Origin of the sequence: Oceanibium sediminis (genome assembly GCF_003265325.1) — a bacterium.
Classification (GTDB): domain Bacteria; phylum Pseudomonadota; class Alphaproteobacteria; order Rhodobacterales; family Rhodobacteraceae; genus Halovulum; species Halovulum sediminis.
In genome coordinates, this window is record NZ_QGNX01000006.1 from 1 (window position 1) to 15921 (window position 15921).

Consider the following 15921-nt stretch of genomic DNA (forward strand, 5'->3'; position numbering starts at 1 on the left):
CCCAGCGCCCACGCTGTGAACGCGACGCTGGCACAGTGCGACTTGAGATGCCGGGGCGGCATCGTGATGAGCAGGCGCCGGATTTGACCCTTCAGGACACACTCGAGCTTGCGGCAAATCGCCCGGATATGTTCGCCGGGAATATAGCTGTCGCCAGGATTGAGTTCCTGGAAAGCCCTGTCGACATAGGCGGGAATGTTGTTGCGGTAAAGAAGACGTGCAACCTCAGCTGCCTTGGTCATTGTCCGCCTCCTTTTCGTCGGCTGCGGCTTCCTCCAGGAGCTTCACCCAATCCGCATGGCGCTTCAGCGTTGAAAGATCCGCATCGGAGAGTTTCTGGCCGACATCGGCTTCTGCAGCAGTCACCGCATTCGCTAACGTCGCCAGGAGCAGTCTGCCCGCGGGAACGTCGCCTTTCATGGCCTTGGCATAGAGGGCCTGCACCACTGCCGCGCTCTTTGGGATCTGCTTCTTGGCGCCCCCTTCTATGACGGTGATCGGTTCCCCGCCGATAGCCTGGATCATCGTTTGCAGGTCCGGGGTTCCCTTCTTCTTCCCCGAGGGGTTGCCGGACTGCCCTGGCTGGAACTGCGTGTGCTTCGGCGGCTTGCTGTAGCCGACCTCGTAGCCGTCCTTTGGCGGCTTCTTGCCCATCACGCGCCCTCCCCATCTTCAGACGCATCGATTTCTGCCCCGCCGCTGGGCACTGACGGCGCCCCGCCCGCAGAGTCTGCTGCGAGATCATCGAAGCGCCGCCCGGACGCGACATGAATGGCCGCGCCACCGGTCATTTCCTGCCATCGGCGGATCGCGACATCGACGTAGGCCGGGTCGATCTCGAGACCGAGACAGCGCCGCCGGGTCCGCTCCGCCGCCAACAGCGTCGTGCCGCTACCAAGAAAGGGATCAAGAACTACGTCCCCCGCAGCAGTCAAATCGAGGATCGCATCGGCGACGAGCGCGACCGGCTTGACCGTTGGATGCACATCGAAGTTGTCTTCCGCTGAGGCGCTCCCGCCGGTCGCGCCGGCATACTCCCAGACATTCGTCCGGTAGCGACCATGCTTGCCAAGCTCCACGTTGTTGCGATGCCGCGCATTGCCTGCAACGGCGACGAACACCAACTCGTGCCGGGAACGATAGAGTGACCCCATCCCCCCGTTCGGCTTGACCCAGATGCAGAGATTGATGAGCCGCAGCATCGCTTGGCGTAGTGCGATCAGCATCTCCTGCATGTGGCGCCAGTCCATGAAGACACAGGCGACGGAGCCCGGATCGAGCACATTGGTCGCGTTCGTCAGCGCGGTCGTGAGGAAGTTGGCGAACTCTTCCTCGGACATCTCGCCCGAGGCCTCGGCGAACTCCCGGTAACCGCCAGCCGTCCCGCGAACATGACCGGTGATGGGCACATTGTAGGGCGGGTCAGTGAACAGCATCTGCGCCCGCTCATCGTCGCAGAGACGCCTCAGGTCGTCCTCCGAGCGCGCATTGCCGCAGAGGATCCGGTGGCTGTCGAGCCACCACAGATCCCCGGGTCGGGTGACCAACGGACCGTCATGTTCCGTGATGCTGTCCTCGGGATCCGGTTCCGCGCTGTCAGCGCCGGACCCGATCTCCAGGATGCTATCGATCTCTACCGCATCAAAGCCGAGGATCTCCAGATCTACATCAATCTCCAGAAAATCCTGGAACTCCAGCCGGAGCGCGTCCTCGTCCCAGACCCCGCGTTCCTGTATCTTGTTGAGAGCGATCCGCAGCTGTCGGATCTCCGACGGCGACAGGTGGTCGATCTCGATACATGGAACGGTCTTGGCGCCAAGCTCGATAGCCGCATCCAGCCGGGTATGCCCGTCGATAACTACGCCATCGCCGGTCACGAGGATCGGAGCGACGTTTCCGTAACGTTCGATCGACCTTAGAACCCGCTTCTTCTGCGCCTTGTCGGCGCGCCGGACCCTGCGCGGCGCCCGCGTCAGATCCACAATCGGCTTCTCCACCAGGCGGAGGGTCGGATATGGATCGTTCCGCCGTGGCGTGGCCGCTGGGCCCCCGGGAGGTTTCTTCAGGGTGATCGTAGAGCCTGAACGCTTCTGCCCGGCCCGATCCGGGCGCGGTAGCGCCTGGCCCGGCTTTGCTTTCTTTGGTGGGTCCTGCGCCATCATGGCCTCCTTTTTTTCCACCACATTTTGCGGAACTCGGAGACCGGGCCGGGGGCCTGACCACCGCGCATCCGCGCGAATTCGTCAAAGCCCTCCTTGGCATGCTCAATCCTTACGACAGCCCGGAGCAGGAAGGGAACCCCTAAAATTTCGAGTGGCTTAAGCCTTGGGCCACCCGACCGCGGAGCCTCTGTTTTTCTGGCCTGACAGCCTCCTTCGACTGGACTTCCGGACGTCCCGAAGCATTGGTGACGACGCGCCCGGACCTGACCGGGCTTTCCGGGTACCGGGACCGGCAGTCGGCCACACCCCACAACCTGGAGAGATCCCATGAAAGAGACCACGCGCACCAAACGCTCCGAACTGATCCGCCTGCTGCAACGCAAGTCAGGCGCCGATCTCACCACCATCACCAGCAAACTTGAATGGCAGCCCCACACCGTGCGCGCCGCCATCAGCGGCCTGCGCAAAACCGGCCATACCATCGAGCGCGCGGTCCCCACCAAACCCGGGGGGTGCGCCGTGTACCGCCTCACGGGCCTCCCCGAGCGCGCCCGATGATGCCTTCGGTTGCAGACATCGAGGCCATGGACCGGACGGCGCTCGTCGCCGCCTGGTCCGAGGTTTTTGCAACGCCGGTGCCCAATCGTCTCAGCAGCCCCTTCCTGCGGCGTTTCCTCGCCTTCGAACTGCAAGCAAGAGAGAGCGGAGGGCTACCCAAGAGTTTCCCCACCAAGCTCGCGCATGCCACACGCGCCAAGGGCACCACCATAACCCCGATGCTCAAGCCAGGGGGGCGGTTGATCCGCGAATGGAACGACGTGACCCATGTCGTCGATGTCGTAGAGGGCGGATTTCTTTGGAATGGCCAGCGTTATAAATCGCTGTCGCCGATTGCCCGCGCGATCACCGGGGCGCGATGGTCCGGACCGCGGTTCTTCGGATTGAAGAGATCGGCACAATCATGAGCAAGCCCCGGATCCGCTGCGCCATCTACACCCGCAAATCCTCCGACGAGGGGCTGGATCAGGACTTCAACTCGCTCGATGCCCAGCACGAAGCATGTGCCGCCTACATCGCCAGTCAACGCCACGAGGGCTGGGTTGCGGGCAAGACCCGTTATGACGATGGCGGTATTTCCGGCGGCTCGCTCGACCGGCCTGCCTTGCAGCGCCTCATGGCCGATATCGATGCCGGCCATATCCAGATGGTGGTGGTCTACAAGATCGACCGACTTACCCGCTCTCTCGCCGACTTCGCCAGATTAGTCGAGCGTTTCGACGCCGCCGGCTGCTCCTTTGTCTCGGTCACCCAGGCCTTCAACACCGCCACTTCCATGGGCCGGTTGACGCTCAACGTGCTTCTGTCCTTTGCGCAATTCGAGCGCGAAGTGACGGCGGAGCGGATCCGCGACAAGATCGCCGCCTCAAAGAAGAAAGGCCTCTGGATGGGCGGTGTACCGCCCCTGGGGTACGACCCGCATCCCGATCCCAAGGTCCGTGGCCTCGTCATCAACCCGCAGGAAGCGGAGACGGTGCGGACCCTCTTTGAGCTCTACGACCAGATCGGCTGCCTCAACGGGGTCATGAAGAGGGCCAATGAGCTTCACCTCCGCTCAAAGCGGCACCTGTTCAAGTCGGGTCGCGCCCAGGGTGGCAATCCCTTCTCCCGCGGTCAGATCTACGCGCTGCTGCGCAATCCGATCTATATCGGAAAGATACGCCACAAAACCCGGATCTGGGACGGGCAGCACGCGGCCATCATCGACGTAGAGCTATGGGACAAGGTCGATGCCAAATTACAAGCCGGCAGCGCGCGGCCAAGGTCCCGGCAACGGTCAGCGGGCGCTCCCTGCGGAACCGGAACCGCGCCTCTCACCGGCAAGCTTCGGGACGCAACCGGAGACCGGCTCACCCCGACGCACACCCGGCGCCACGGGCGGCAGTTGCGCTACTATGTTTCCAACCGTCTGATCTCCGGCGGAACCGATCCTGAGGGCTGGCGCCTGCCTGCACCCGCCCTCGAGCAGACCGTTGCAAACATCATCGCAACGCGCATTGACGAACGCGCCCGAACCCACCGGATCTGCGACACGCCGGATCTGCGGCATGGCGACGGAATACGCACCAAGGCGCAGGATCTGGCAGTACGGCTATCTCAGGGCACACCAGATCTTCTGGCGGACCTCATCGCGGAGGGACGTCTGGAAAAGGGACACATCATACTCGACCTCGACGCCCCAAAACTGGCGAGCGAACTGGGGCTAAACCCCGAGGAGATTGATCCAGCCGCGCTTCGCATCAAGGCTGCCTTCACCCTCCGCCGGCGAGGTGTCGAGGGAAAGATCGCAACTGGAGAACAGGCGCCTGTCCCGGATCGAACGCTGCTCCGTGCCCTAGCCCATGCGCATGCGTGGACCTCTGACTTGCGGAAGGGAAAACCGCTGCACGAAATCGCGGCGGCAACGCCTCACTCAGAATCCTACATTCGCACACGGGCAAAACTCGCCTTCCTCTCGCCGGCGATCCAGCAGGCCCTCCTTGAGGGGCGTCAACCTCCGGACCTGACCCTTGAACGGATCATCCGCAAGCCGATCCCCCTTGACTGGGCAGCGCAGGTACATCTCTACGGGTTTGGCCCTGATCTGACCCACGTCTGATCCATGCCCTCCAATTACCGCCTTTCCCTGGGAATTCCCTGCTGGGCGACGTAGGGAAAACAGCTACAACCCTCTGAAAGCAATAATGGTTCCCCCCGTGTGCGCGCCGAAGCGAAGGTATTCTTGGAAAATTCCCTGCAAAATTCCCTGCACGCAGGGAATTTCGACCCAAAGCGAAGCGCGTGATGCTTGCTCGGGAGACGACCGGGGATCAGCCCCTTGATCCGCGACATTGCGATCGTCTCCGAGGTCGACCGCACAGGACAACCCTCCGAGAAATCGGGAGAAAATAGCCGGGAATTGATAACGGTGACAGAGACTGGGGTGGGTGGCGGAGAGAGAGGGATTCGAACCCTCGAGACGGTTGCCCGCCTACACACTTTCCAGGCGTGCGCCTTCGACCACTCGGCCACCTCTCCGTGCAGCGGGAGGTACAACAGGTTCGCGCGGCGTGCAAGAGCGTCGGGCAGCAAGTTTTGTCGTTATGTGTCGGGCGGATCGTGACATGGGCCGGAGGCTCGCTTTGGTGGCCGCCCGGCTTGCGACCCTGGGAAGGGCGCTCAGGCTTGGCCCCGAGGGGCGCGCGGGAAGCCCGGCGACGACGCCGGGCGGCGGGATCAGCTGGCGAGGGTGAGGTTCACGCGGCGGTTTTGCTTGCCCTTGCTCTCGATCTTGCCGAGCAGGACCGGACCGATCTCTCCGGTGGATCTGACGTGGGTGCCGCCGCAGGGTTGCAGGTCCACCGGAGCATCGCCCGTCCCGATGCGCATCAGGCGGATTTGTCCGGTGCCGCGCGGGGGCCGCACGGACATCGTCTTGACCAGCCCGGGGTTCGCGTCCAGCTCGGCCTCGGTGATGAAGGTTTCCGACACCGGGTGGTCGGCGGCGATGAGCGCGTTCAACGCATCCTCGAGCGCCTGTTTGTCCGCCGGCGCCTCTGGCATAGCGAAGTCGAGACGCCCCTTGGCGGGGGTGATCTGGCCACCGGTCACCGGCAGGGGGATCACCACGGACAGCAGGTGCAGGGCGGTGTGCAAGCGTATCATCCGGTGCCGCGCGGCCCAGTCGATCACCTGCTCGACCTCGGTTCCGACCGGCGGCAGGGACTGCCCCTCGCCCGGGACGAGGACGACGTCCGACCCCGATTTGACCGAGGTCGCGACCGTCATTCGCCCGCCGTCCCAACTCAGCGTGCCGCAATCGCCCGCCTGCCCGCCGCTGGTGGGATAGAACGGCGTCGCATCCACGATCACCCCGCCCCGGTCGGTGTGGCCCGTGACGACGCCGGGCGCGGTTTGCAGGTAGGCGTCTTCGCGGAACAGAAGCCGGGTCACGCCTCCTCCTCGAACACGCTCGGCACATCGACGCTGTCGGTCAGGAACCGCGGCATCGGCAAGCCCCGTTCGCGCAGGAACTCGGGGTTGTAGAGCTTGGCCTGGTAGCGCGTCCCGTAGTCGCACAGGATCGTCACGATGGTGTGCCCGGGGCCCATTTCCTTCGCCAGCCGGACCGCGCCCGCGATGTTGATCCCGGAGGAGCCGCCAAGGCAGAGCCCCTCGTTCTCAAGCAGGTCGTAGATGTAGCCCAGCGCCTCGTCGTCGGGGATCGAATGGGCGACATCCACTTCCAATCCCTCGAGGTTGGCGGTGATGCGGCCCTGCCCGATGCCTTCGGTCAGCGAGTTGCCCTCGGCCTTCAACTCTCCGTTCACGTAGTGATTGTAGAGGGCCGAGCCCTTCGGATCGGCCAGGCCGATCCGGATGCCGGGATTGCGCGCGCGCAGCGCCTGCGCCACCCCGGCGAGCGTTCCGCCCGAACCCACCGAGCAGATGAACCCGTCCACGGTGCCGTCGGTCTGGCTCCAGATCTCGGGGCCGGTGGTTTCCACATGGGCCTGGCGGTTCGCCACGTTGTCGAACTGGTTCGCGAAGATCGCGCCATTCGGGCTTTTCGCGTCCAGCGCGGCGGCCAGCCGCGCGGCATAGCGGATGTAGTTGTTGGGGTTGCGGAAGGGCTTTGCAGGAACCTCGACAAGCTGCGCACCGGCGATGCGGATCATGTCTTTCTTTTCCTGGCTCTGCGTTTCGGGGATCACGATGACGGTCCGGAACCCCATCGACGCCCCCACCAGCGCGAGGCCGATGCCGGTGTTGCCCGCGGTCCCCTCGACGATCGTGCCGCCGGGTTTCAGGCTGCCCTCGGCCAGCGCGGTGCGGATGATGCTCAGCGCCGCGCGGTCTTTGACCGATTGTCCGGGGTTCAGGAATTCGGCTTTACCCAGAATCTCGCATCCGGTCGCGTCCGAAACGCCGTTCAGGCGGACCAGCGGGGTGTTGCCGATCATGTCGGCAAAGGTTTTCTTGATCTCCATCGGCGGGTTCCTTGTCGGCGGCCTCGTATCGTCGCGGCGGAGACTAGACCTATGCCCCGCCAGCCGCAACACCGCCCCGCCACGCCGACAGCAGCTGCCCGCGCAGGCGCTCGAGCCCCAGCAGCGACAGGATCAGCGGGGCGTTGCGTGCCTCGCCCGTCGTGATCGCCTGCAACGCGGTTTCGCGCGGAACGACCATGGTGCGGATATCCTCGGTCTCCGTCGCGAGGCCGTGGATGCCGGAAGTGTAGCCGGACAGGTCCGCCTCGGCCACGTAGCTGGTCAGGTACTCGGTGCACGCCCCGGGAGAGCTGTAGTACTCGGCGATCGGGTGAAAGCGGCCAAGGGTCAGGTCCGCTTCCTCCTGCGCCTCGCGGCGGGCGGCGGCTTCGGGGGGCTCGTCCCGGTCGATCAGCCCGGCGATCACCTCGATGCTCCAGGGGTTGGGATCCTCGCGCGCGATCAGCCCGGTGCGCAGTTGCTCGATCAGCAGCACCTCGTCCCGGTCCGGGTCCCAGGGCAGCACCGTGACCGCATCCCCGCTGATGAACGCCTCACGCTGGACCGGGGCGGTCATGGCGCCGTCGAAGCGGGCGTGGCGATAGGTCAGTTCCTCAAGCGCGAAGAAGCCGCCGTGCAGGCGCGACGCGCGCAGATCCTGCACCGCGTCCGGCCCGAAAGCGGTGCGCAGCCCCTGCCCCGTGACCGGGGCCGCGCGGGCCGCCGCCCTGCGCGCCACGGCGCGGCGCATCATCGCACCCGCTTGCCGCGTGCGGGCCGCCGGATCCAGGCGATGGGTGACCACCTCCCTGCCGATGGACAGGAACAGTTGCTTCGCGTCCACGGCCCAGTCCTCAAGGGTCCAGGGGGTGCCCGTATCCTCCACACCCGGGCCCGGGTCGTAGACGAGCGCCGTGACCGGCCCGTCCTCGGTCTGGACCTGCCGGGGCGTCAGGGTGAAGTCGAAGGAAGCCTCGAAAAAGTCGAGTGCTGCGCGTATCTCAGCGTCCATCGGCGCCAGCAGTAGCCCGGGCGCCATGCCGTCAGGATCGGCGCGCAACACCGGAAACGGGCCGGAGCGCGCCTGAAGGGTGCGAACCCCCGGCAGCCGCGCGGCCACCGGCGTCAGGCGCGATACCAAGGGGCCAAGTGCCGTGGCCAGGATATCGGGGTCCCGCAAGGTTCCATATACGAAAATCGGTTCCATGCGAGACTCTCCTCAAAGTTGAAGTCGGCGCAATTCGCTATAGACTGCGCGGATACTGGAATTATCACTTCCCGGTGATCCGAAACCGCGCGCACTGCGTAAACAATGGGAATAGACAGATTGGAATGCCACGCCAAGCGCCAAGCGGCGTGCCACGAAGGATAAGTAACTTGGGTAACGACATGTCGCAAAAGCACCCGACGCAAGAGCATCTTGCGGGCTATGCAAGCGGGGCCCTCAGCGAAGGGATGAGCCTGCTCATTGCCGCGCACAATACCTACTGCCCCAAATGCCGCGCCGATGTTGAGCGGTTCGAGACATTGTCGAGCGCGCTGATGATGGAGGAACCGGCCCCGGTGGCGACCTCCTCTCCGTCTTTGGAGGCGGCCATGCGGGCGCTCGACGCGCCGATCTGCACGCGACCGATTGCCGAAGACCCCCTCGGCATCGTCCCGATGCCGATCCGCGCGGAACTCGACGGGCCGCTCGACAGTCTCGGCTGGAAGTTCCGTCTGCCCGGCCTGCACGAATACACCTTCGACGGGTTCGACGGAGAGCACGTCAGCCTGATGCGCATCCGCCCGGGCACCGGCGTGCTTCATCACACCCACGAGGGCGAAGAGGCAACGCTGATCCTGTCCGGCCAGATGGAGGACCAGGGCGTCCGCTACGGGCGCGGCGACGTGGCGCTGAACGATCACAATGACAACCACAAACCCCGCGTGGTGGGGGATGAGATCTGTTACTGCCTGATCGTGATGTCGGGGAACCTGAAGTTCACCGGCCCCGTCGGACGGGCGCTGAACCTTTTCACGAGGTAATTATGGCCCTCAACAGACGCACATTCCTGCGCACCGGCAGCGCAGCCCTGATCGGCACGCTTGCCGCCCCGCGCCCGCTGCGCGCGGCGACCGGGCCGCGGGTGTTCGATCTGTATCGGGGCGACAAGCGGATCGGCCAACAAACGCTGGACGTCGGCCGGTCCGGGTCCCAGATCAACGTCGCGGTCGATATAAACATCGAAGTGCGCATTCTGGGTCTGTCAGCCTACAGCTACCAACTGTACAGTCGCGAAGTCTGGGCCGATGGAGCCTTGCAGCGCCTTGAGGGAAAGGCGAACGACAACGGCACGCCGCACCGCGTCAGTGTGCTGCGCACCGGTGGTGGACTGCAGATCGACGGCTCGGGCTTCCGGGGCACGGTTCAGGGCAATCCCGCGACCACCACCTACTGGAGCCAGGCGTTTCTGTCGCGCCCGACATGGATCTCGACCCAGGACGGCAAGCCGATGAACATCAACACGGCGCGCGCCGGGTCGGTGGAGGTTCCGACCCCTGCCGGACCGACCCGCGCGACCGTGTGGAACGTGCGCGGTGACATCGGTCGGCTGGACCTGTTCTACGACGCCAATGGCGAGTGGGTCGGCAACCGGTTCGAGGCGCGCGGCGAGCAAGCCAGGTTCGTTCTGGCACGCACGGGCAAACCCCTCGCGCCGATCTGGTCCTGACGGTTTGAGCGTTTTCACGAAAGTCATGCGCCCCGGTGACGGGGCGGCCTGGATCACGGGCGCCTCGGGCGGCATCGGACGCGCAGTTGCGCTGAAGCTGGCCTCCGAGGGGTGGACCGTCTATGCCACCGCGCGCTCTGCCGATCAGCTTGAACACCTCGCCAGCGAGGCAACGGGCCCGGGGCGGATCGTCCCCCTGCCCGGCGACGTGACCGACGCGGCGGGCATGGTGGCCTGCGTGGAGCGTATCACCGCGGACGGTCCGCTGGCGCTGGCGATCCTGAACGCCGGGGTCTACACGCCGATGCGCGCGCAGAATTTCTCGGCCCAAACCGCGTCAAAGATGCTGTCGGTCAACCTGATCGGCGTCACAAACGCGCTGGACCCGGTGCTGAAGGCGATGATCGCGCAAGGCACCGGGCATCTCGCCATCACCGCGTCTGTAGCGGGCTATCGCGGCTTGCCGGACGCCGCCGTCTATTCGGCCACCAAGGCCGGGCTGATCGCCATGTGCGAGGCGCTGGCGATGGATCTCGTCGATCTCGGGGTGCGCATCTCGGTCATCAACCCCGGCTTTGTCGAGACGGAGGCGACCTCCGTCAACACGTTCGACATGCCCTTCCTGATGCAGCCCGAGGACGCCGCCCGCCGCATCGTGGAGGGGTTGAAGAAACCCGGGTTCGAGATCGCCTTCCCGCGCCGCTTCGCCTTCATCCTGCGCGCCATCGGGCTGTTGCCGAACCGGGCCTACATCTGGGCCGTGCGAAAGATGCTCGGCTGGGGCAAAGGCTGAAAGCTCACGCCTCGATCCTGGCGCGCAGCTCGGCCTGGCGCGCGGCATCCAGCGGAAAGCCCCACATCATCGCGACCGCGATCATCTTCAGCACGATCGGGGCCAGCGCGTACAACAGGGCCAGCGACCACAGCGCAGTGGTCCCGTTGTCGCCATTGGCCGAAAACCCGGCCCCCTCAAGCAGGATCAGCGCCGCCCCTCCCGCCAGGGCCAGTGCAAACTTGGTGGCGAGCGACCAGAGCGCGAAGAACGCCCCCGTGCGCTGCTGCCCGCTGCGCGCGGTGTCCAGGTCCACAAGGTCCGCCTGCATCGCCGAGGGTAGCGCCAGGTCCGCCCCCAGCGCCGCGCCCGACAGCACGCAGATCACCGCGAAGGCCGCAACGTCCCCGGGCCCGAGCAGAAGCGCCGTCGAGAAGATGATCGCGGCATAGATCATCGCCAGGCACCACAGCCGGTGCTTGCTGATGCGCTTCAGGGCAAAGGTCCAGAACGGCGCGGCCGCGACGGCGGCGCCGAAGTACAGCACCAGCAGCGGCCCGCCCTGCCCCGGCGCCTCCAGCCGGTATTCGACGAAGAAAAGGAACAGCGTCGCGGGCAGCGCGTTGGCCGCCCCGTTGATGAAATAGGCCAGCAACAGGCGGCCGAACAGCGGCTCGCCCCGCAGGACACCGATCAGGTTCCCCGGTGCCGGGCTGGGCCGTGAGAAATCGCGCGGCTCGGGCACGACCCACAGACACCAGGTCACGCTGAGCGGCAGCAGCAAGACGATGGCCGCGGCGACCAGCATCATGCCCCCTGCCGCGTCGGCCCCTGCATTGTAAAGGATCGCCGCCATGATCGTGCCGACCAGCCCGATACTGTCGCGCCAGACCGTGACGCGGCCCCGCTCGGCATAGTCGCCGGTCAATTCCGCGCCCCACGCGAAATAGGGCGTCAGCATGATCGTCCATCCCAGCGTCAGGGAAAAGAGGAAGCCGACGAACCATGCCCCGCCGACATCCGCGGGCGGCACGAACAGGCACCAGGCGCTGAGCATGACCAGCGGGCAGCCCACCGCCAGCCAGATGCGCCGCCGTCCCCAGCGCGTGCGGAGCCGGTCCGACAGGACCCCCATGGCCGGGTCGCTGACCGCGTCGAACAGGCGCACCGCGATGAAGGCGAAACCGATGAACCCCAGCGAAAACCCGAGGTCCGAGGCATAGAATTCCGCGAGGAACACGTAGACCGGAAAATACATCGCCGCGAGCGGCAGCGACGGCGCGGCATAGGCCGCGACACGCGACAGCGGCAGCGCCACTACGCGCCGCCGCCCTGCTCAGCCCGAGGGCTCAGTTCCAGCGGAAATAGGCGTTGCGCGTCATAACCCCGGCGCAGATCGACAGGAAGGCCGCCAGCCCCAGGATGCGCGGATGGAACAGGAACGCGGCGTAATCCGCCGCCTTGGTGAACGTCTCGAACACCGCGTCCATGGCGCCGCCGCCGATCATCCGCCCGGCCAGGATCTCGCCCCAGGTGTGATACATCGCGACGATCGCCAGGATCAGGATACTGACGGTGATCCCCGCGCGCAGGCCCAGCACGATCCCGGTGCCGCCCTCGATCATCATGCGTCGCCCGAGGGACTTCCAGCCGATGATCAAACCACAGATCCCGAAGGACCAGATCATGCTGACCAGGTCGTTTTCCCAGCGTTCGTCGGGGTAGGTATAGACGAATGCGAATGCCATGATGACGCAGGCCCCGCCCAGCGCCAGCGCGGCGACCAGTCGGGCGGCGGTGGGCATGTTGGCGTCTTGCGATAGCTTGGCGCGCATGACCGAACTCCTTCAAGCAACGTTTCCCCGCGCTCACGCCGGGCGCCGCATTGTAACCTGAGTGACGTTGGTTGTGCCACTATGGAAACACGCCGCGCAAGAGGTGAGGTAATAGGCCCACATCCTGCGGAAACGCTCGTCAAATCCAAGGGGCGCAATCCGGTCCCAGCAGTCGTTGAACTTGCGGTGCCACTGGCGCAGCGTCTCGGAATAGCTTTCCCCGAACTCGATGGAGCCCGCCGGGGTCAGCCCCGCGCGGCGGATCTGGTCCTGAAGCGCACCGGGGCTGGGCAACATGCCGCCCGGGAAGATGTATTTCTGGATGAAATCGACCCCGCGGCGATAATTCTCGAACAGGCGATCCTCGATGGTGATGACCTGCAAGGTCGCCTGCGCACCCGGTTTCAGCCGGTCACGCAGCGCGTCGAAATAGACCGGCCAGTATCTTTCGCCCACCGCCTCGAACATCTCGATCGAGGCGACGCCGTCGTAGGTGGCCCTTTCGTCGCGGTAATCGCGGATCACGATATCCACCTTCTCGGCCAGGCCCGCCTTGAAGATACGTTCCGCCGCGAAGTCGTGCTGTTCCTTTGATATGGTCAGCCCGGTCACCTTCGCGCCGCGGGTGCCGGCGGCGTACTCGGCGAACCCGCCCCAGCCGCAGCCGATCTCCAGCAGGTGATCGCCGTCGCTGACACCGATGAGATCGCACATGGAGGCGTATTTGTTGGTCTGCGCCTGCGACAGATCCTCACCGTCCTTCCGGAAGAAGGCCGAGGAGTAGGTCATCGTCTCGTCCAGCCAGGCGGCATAGAATTCATTCCCGAGATCATAGTGATAGGAGATGTTCTTGCGCGCCTGCCGCCGGGTGTTGGAGTTCAGCCTATGGCGCATCCGCTCGTACATCCGCACTAGTCCGGCGCCCAGGAACTCCTGCCCGATCTCGTCGTTGTTGGCCACGAAGGCATCCATCAGCGCCTGCAGGTCGGGCGTGTCCCACCACCCGTCCATGTAAGCCTCGCCAAAGCCGACGTCGCCTTCGCGCGCGATCCTCGTGAACAGCGCGGGATTGCGGGTCACGATGACCCCGTGGGGCCCGTCCCGCTCACCCTTGGCCAGGAAGCGGCGGCCATCGGGCAGGACGATCTCGATCGAGCCGGTCCTCAGCCGGCCCAGCAGCGCAAACCCGGTCTGGAACCACCGCGGCAGATCCCGCTGATCACGGATCGAAGTCAGAACAGTCATTCAGTATTACTCCCACACCCTTCAGGGCAAATTCTAGTGGCCTGAGGCAGTCGCGCCAAGAGTGGATTTATCTTTTTCACTCAAGAGGTTGCGCATGCCCTTCGGGCCCGTGTAGCTGTGGAATCGAACCCCTTTCAACGCCAGTCTCAGCGCGTGCCAATGGATCAGGGCGATCACCCGGAAGGTCATCAGCGGGTGCGTCACGAAGGCCTTCAGCAACGCGCCATCGCCCAGCGGAACGCCCTTGCCGGTATGCGTCGCGATCAGCACGTCCCCCTCCGGCCCCGCCTGGCGGATACGCAACGCAAGCCTTTTGTCGGGCGGCGCGAGCGTGAAGCGATAGGTCTGATCCATCCCGATGAAGGGCGAGACGTACATCTGCTTTTGCTGCTGCTGCTCGACCGGGCCGGGGCCGTTTTCCACGGGCAGCGCATAGGCTATCTGGTCGCCGTAGGTGTTCTTCACCTCGTAGATGATCGCCGCCAGCCGGTCGGCTGCGTCAAAGCAATAGTAGACGCTGAGCGGGTTGAACCCGTAGCCGAGCATCCGCGGAAAGCTCAGCAACTCCACCCGCGGAGCGGGCGGCAAACCGTTCTGCGCCAGCGTCGCGTCCACCCAAGGGCGCAGCGCCGAGCCGTCGCGCGGGCCGTGGTCCTTGTTCATAAACGACATCACCCCGAAGCGATTGTGCGACAGCAGCCACAGCTTCTTCGTCACCGCGTCGACCCGGTCGATATCGATCAGCAGCGAGAAGACGCGATAGCGAAAGCGGTGCCGGCGCGGGATCAGGCGCATGTGCATCACATGGCCCAAATACAGTCGCGCTGGTGGTCGTCTGCTCACTCCGCGGCCTCCTGCAGCGGGCTGGCGGCGGGTTCGGGCAGACCCTTCGCCCAGTTGGGCGCGGCGCCCAGTGCATGCGCGACGGCCAGACCAGCGCGCAGGCCATCCTCGTGAAATCCGTAGCCGAGCCATGCGCCAGCATACCACACTCCGCCCCGGCCCTGTATGGCCGAAATCTCGGACTGGGCGCGGAACGCGGCGGAATCGAAGATCGGGTGCGCGTAGGTGAACTCGCGGTGGATCAGGTCGGGGTCGATGTCCCGCGCGGGGTTGAGGCTGACGAACAGCGGATGTTCCGGCGCAATGCCCTGCAAGCGCTGCATCCAGTAGGTGACGGCGGCGGGGCGGCGATCCGTCGCTGCATTCCGCCCGGCAAGGAAGTTCCAGCTCGACCAGACCTTCTTCCGCTTCGGCATCAGCGCGGGGTCCGAATGCAGCACGGCGCGGTTGTCCGAGGTACGGAACGCCGACAGTATCTGCTCTTCCTGCTCATCCTGGTCGCCGAGAAGCGCGCGCGCCTGCGGCCCGTGGCAGGCAAGGATCACCTGGTCGAACACCGCCTCGTTGCCATCGGCGAAGTGAAGCTTCGGCAACCCGGAGGAACGATCCACGCCCACAACCTCGGCACCGGCGTGGACGCGGTCGCCCAAGGCCTGCATGATCCGGGAGATATAGGCCCGCGAGCCGCCGTCAACCGTGCGCCACTTGTGCGTCTCTCCCATGCCGTTCATCAGGCCGTGGTTGCGGAAGAAGGACACGAAGGACTCCGCCGGGAACTCCAGCATCATGGCGGTCGGCGTGGACCAGATCGCGCCGCCCATCGCCAGCACGAAGTTGTCCCGAAACCAGTCACTGTAACGGTACTGCGACAGGAACGCCCCCAGGCTCAGCCCGTCGAGCTTGCCCTGGTCCAGCAGCGCCGGGGCTTCTTCATTGAAGCGAAGGATCTCTCGCAACCCCTTGATGAACCTGGGGCGAAACAGGTTGGAGCGTTGCGCGAACAGGGTATCGAAGCTGTCGCAGGCGTATTCCGTCGCCCCGCCGTCCACCGACAGTCCGAAGGACATGTCGGAGACCTTCGTCGGCACGTCCAGATGTGCGAACAGCCCGGTCAAATTGGGATAATTCACCGTGTTGTAGACGATGAACCCGGTATCCACGGGCACCACCGTATCCCCGAAGGCGACATCGACCGTGTTCGCATGGCCGCCGATCCGGCCGTCCTTCTCAAACAGGTGAACGTCGTTCTCCTCGCTCAGCGCAAGGGCGGCCCCCATGCCGGTGATCCCAGCGCCAACAACTGCAATTCTCATAGGTGATTTT

The 15921-nt window shown here is 65.1% G+C and carries 16 protein-coding genes, 1 tRNA gene and 1 pseudogene; 6 read left to right on the forward strand and 12 right to left on the reverse strand.

Features of this window, described 5'->3' with window-relative positions; all coding sequences use genetic code 11:
* The 3 genes and pseudogenes from DJ029_RS15380 to DJ029_RS15390 all read right to left on the reverse strand — a co-directional run.
* Positions 1–242, reverse strand: a pseudogene (locus DJ029_RS15380) (hypothetical protein); the annotation flags it as partial.
* Positions 226–654: a DUF5681 domain-containing protein gene (locus DJ029_RS15385; RefSeq protein ID WP_112323384.1), complete on the reverse strand. Its 429-nt coding sequence runs from the start codon at positions 652–654 to the stop codon at positions 226–228. The pseudogene DJ029_RS15380 and the gene DJ029_RS15385, both read right to left, overlap by 17 nt.
* Positions 654–2162, reverse strand: coding sequence for a site-specific DNA-methyltransferase (locus DJ029_RS15390; RefSeq protein WP_112323385.1), 1509 nt, complete (start codon positions 2160–2162; stop codon positions 654–656). Before DJ029_RS15390 ends, DJ029_RS15385 begins: the two co-directional genes overlap by 1 nt.
* Positions 2163–2489: 327 nt before the next feature.
* On the opposite strand from DJ029_RS15390, the gene DJ029_RS15395 reads away from it, so the two are divergent.
* Genes DJ029_RS15395 through DJ029_RS15405 form a run of 3 tightly spaced genes read left to right on the forward strand, consistent with a single transcriptional unit; the run spans position 2490 to position 4818 of the window.
* A complete protein-coding gene (locus tag DJ029_RS15395) occupies positions 2490–2720 on the forward strand; it encodes a DUF3489 domain-containing protein (protein WP_112323386.1) in 231 nt (76 codons plus the stop codon).
* Complete coding sequence (locus DJ029_RS15400; protein WP_232823101.1) at positions 2717–3127, forward strand: DUF2924 domain-containing protein; 411 nt, start codon at positions 2717–2719, stop codon at positions 3125–3127. The genes DJ029_RS15395 and DJ029_RS15400 overlap by 4 nt, the downstream gene beginning before the upstream one ends.
* A complete protein-coding gene (locus DJ029_RS15405) occupies positions 3124–4818 on the forward strand; it encodes a recombinase family protein (RefSeq protein WP_112323387.1) in 1695 nt (564 codons plus the stop codon). The genes DJ029_RS15400 and DJ029_RS15405 overlap by 4 nt, the downstream gene beginning before the upstream one ends.
* Positions 4819–5147: 329 nt before the next feature.
* Here DJ029_RS15405 and DJ029_RS15410 read toward each other — a convergent pair.
* The 4 genes from DJ029_RS15410 to DJ029_RS15425 all read right to left on the reverse strand — a co-directional run bounded on the left by DJ029_RS15410 (position 5148) and on the right by DJ029_RS15425 (position 8396).
* Positions 5148–5237: transfer RNA gene (locus DJ029_RS15410), tRNA-Ser, on the reverse strand.
* A gap of 198 nt (positions 5238–5435) precedes the next feature.
* Positions 5436–6152, reverse strand: coding sequence for an alanyl-tRNA editing protein (locus DJ029_RS15415; RefSeq protein ID WP_112323388.1), 717 nt, complete (start codon positions 6150–6152; stop codon positions 5436–5438).
* Entirely contained in the window at positions 6149–7189 is a 1041-nt protein-coding gene (locus tag DJ029_RS15420) for a cysteine synthase A (RefSeq protein ID WP_112323389.1), read from the reverse strand. Before DJ029_RS15420 ends, DJ029_RS15415 begins: the two co-directional genes overlap by 4 nt.
* A gap of 49 nt (positions 7190–7238) precedes the next feature.
* The gene (locus DJ029_RS15425) at positions 7239–8396 is read right to left on the reverse strand and encodes an NUDIX domain-containing protein (protein ID WP_112323390.1); all 1158 of its coding nucleotides are present in this window, start codon (positions 8394–8396) and stop codon (positions 7239–7241) included.
* Positions 8397–8566: 170 nt separating this feature from the next.
* On the opposite strand from DJ029_RS15425, the gene DJ029_RS15430 reads away from it, so the two are divergent.
* From DJ029_RS15430 to DJ029_RS15440, 3 genes are read left to right on the forward strand one after another with little or no spacing between them, the layout of a single operon-like run.
* Positions 8567–9217 carry a ChrR family anti-sigma-E factor gene (locus tag DJ029_RS15430; RefSeq protein WP_157966397.1) on the forward strand — a complete coding sequence of 217 codons (651 nt, stop codon included), beginning with the start codon at positions 8567–8569 and terminating at the stop codon, positions 9215–9217.
* Between the two features lie 2 nt (positions 9218–9219).
* A complete protein-coding gene (locus tag DJ029_RS15435) occupies positions 9220–9903 on the forward strand; it encodes a DUF6134 family protein (protein ID WP_112323392.1) in 684 nt (227 codons plus the stop codon).
* Positions 9904–9907: 4 nt separating this feature from the next.
* Positions 9908–10696: an SDR family NAD(P)-dependent oxidoreductase gene (locus DJ029_RS15440; protein WP_232823102.1), complete on the forward strand. Its 789-nt coding sequence runs from the start codon at positions 9908–9910 to the stop codon at positions 10694–10696.
* Between the two features lie 4 nt (positions 10697–10700).
* Here the strand turns inward: DJ029_RS15440 and DJ029_RS15445 are convergent, their stop codons facing one another.
* From DJ029_RS15445 to DJ029_RS15465, 5 genes are read right to left on the reverse strand one after another with little or no spacing between them, the layout of a single operon-like run.
* Positions 10701–11993 carry an MFS transporter gene (locus DJ029_RS15445; RefSeq protein WP_198671166.1) on the reverse strand — a complete coding sequence of 431 codons (1293 nt, stop codon included), beginning with the start codon at positions 11991–11993 and terminating at the stop codon, positions 10701–10703.
* Between the two features lie 31 nt (positions 11994–12024).
* Positions 12025–12510: a TrgA family protein gene (locus tag DJ029_RS15450; protein WP_112323394.1), complete on the reverse strand. Its 486-nt coding sequence runs from the start codon at positions 12508–12510 to the stop codon at positions 12025–12027.
* A 33-nt stretch (positions 12511–12543) separates the two neighbouring features.
* Positions 12544–13755 (reverse strand): SAM-dependent methyltransferase, encoded by a 1212-nt coding sequence (locus tag DJ029_RS15455; RefSeq protein ID WP_112323395.1) that lies wholly within the window; start codon positions 13753–13755, stop codon positions 12544–12546.
* Positions 13756–13788: 33 nt separating this feature from the next.
* Positions 13789–14598, reverse strand: a complete 810-nt coding sequence (locus tag DJ029_RS15460; protein WP_198671167.1) for a DUF1365 domain-containing protein — start codon at positions 14596–14598, stop codon at positions 13789–13791.
* On the reverse strand, positions 14595–15911 hold the full coding sequence (locus tag DJ029_RS15465; protein WP_112323397.1) for an NAD(P)/FAD-dependent oxidoreductase: 1317 nt from the start codon (positions 15909–15911) through the stop codon (positions 14595–14597). The genes DJ029_RS15460 and DJ029_RS15465 overlap by 4 nt, the downstream gene beginning before the upstream one ends.
* Between the last annotated feature and the right edge of the window lie 10 nt (positions 15912–15921).

What these genes read in the sequence shown, in the direction of transcription:
- DJ029_RS15385 (WP_112323384.1), bottom strand. Translation starts at nt 654, where the DNA reads ATGGGCAAGAAGCCGCCAAAGGACGGCTACGAGGTCGGCTACAGCAAG.
- DJ029_RS15390 (WP_112323385.1), bottom strand. Translation starts at nt 2,162, where the DNA reads ATGATGGCGCAGGACCCACCAAAGAAAGCAAAGCCGGGCCAGGCGCTA.
- DJ029_RS15395 (WP_112323386.1), top strand. Translation starts at nt 2,490, where the DNA reads ATGAAAGAGACCACGCGCACCAAACGCTCCGAACTGATCCGCCTGCTG.
- DJ029_RS15400 (WP_232823101.1), top strand. Translation starts at nt 2,717, where the DNA reads ATGATGCCTTCGGTTGCAGACATCGAGGCCATGGACCGGACGGCGCTC.
- DJ029_RS15405 (WP_112323387.1), top strand. Translation starts at nt 3,124, where the DNA reads ATGAGCAAGCCCCGGATCCGCTGCGCCATCTACACCCGCAAATCCTCC.
- DJ029_RS15420 (WP_112323389.1), bottom strand. Translation starts at nt 7,189, where the DNA reads ATGGAGATCAAGAAAACCTTTGCCGACATGATCGGCAACACCCCGCTG.
- DJ029_RS15425 (WP_112323390.1), bottom strand. Translation starts at nt 8,396, where the DNA reads ATGGAACCGATTTTCGTATATGGAACCTTGCGGGACCCCGATATCCTG.
- DJ029_RS15435 (WP_112323392.1), top strand. Translation starts at nt 9,220, where the DNA reads ATGGCCCTCAACAGACGCACATTCCTGCGCACCGGCAGCGCAGCCCTG.
- DJ029_RS15450 (WP_112323394.1), bottom strand. Translation starts at nt 12,510, where the DNA reads ATGCGCGCCAAGCTATCGCAAGACGCCAACATGCCCACCGCCGCCCGA.
- DJ029_RS15455 (WP_112323395.1), bottom strand. Translation starts at nt 13,755, where the DNA reads ATGACTGTTCTGACTTCGATCCGTGATCAGCGGGATCTGCCGCGGTGG.
- DJ029_RS15465 (WP_112323397.1), bottom strand. Translation starts at nt 15,911, where the DNA reads ATGAGAATTGCAGTTGTTGGCGCTGGGATCACCGGCATGGGGGCCGCC.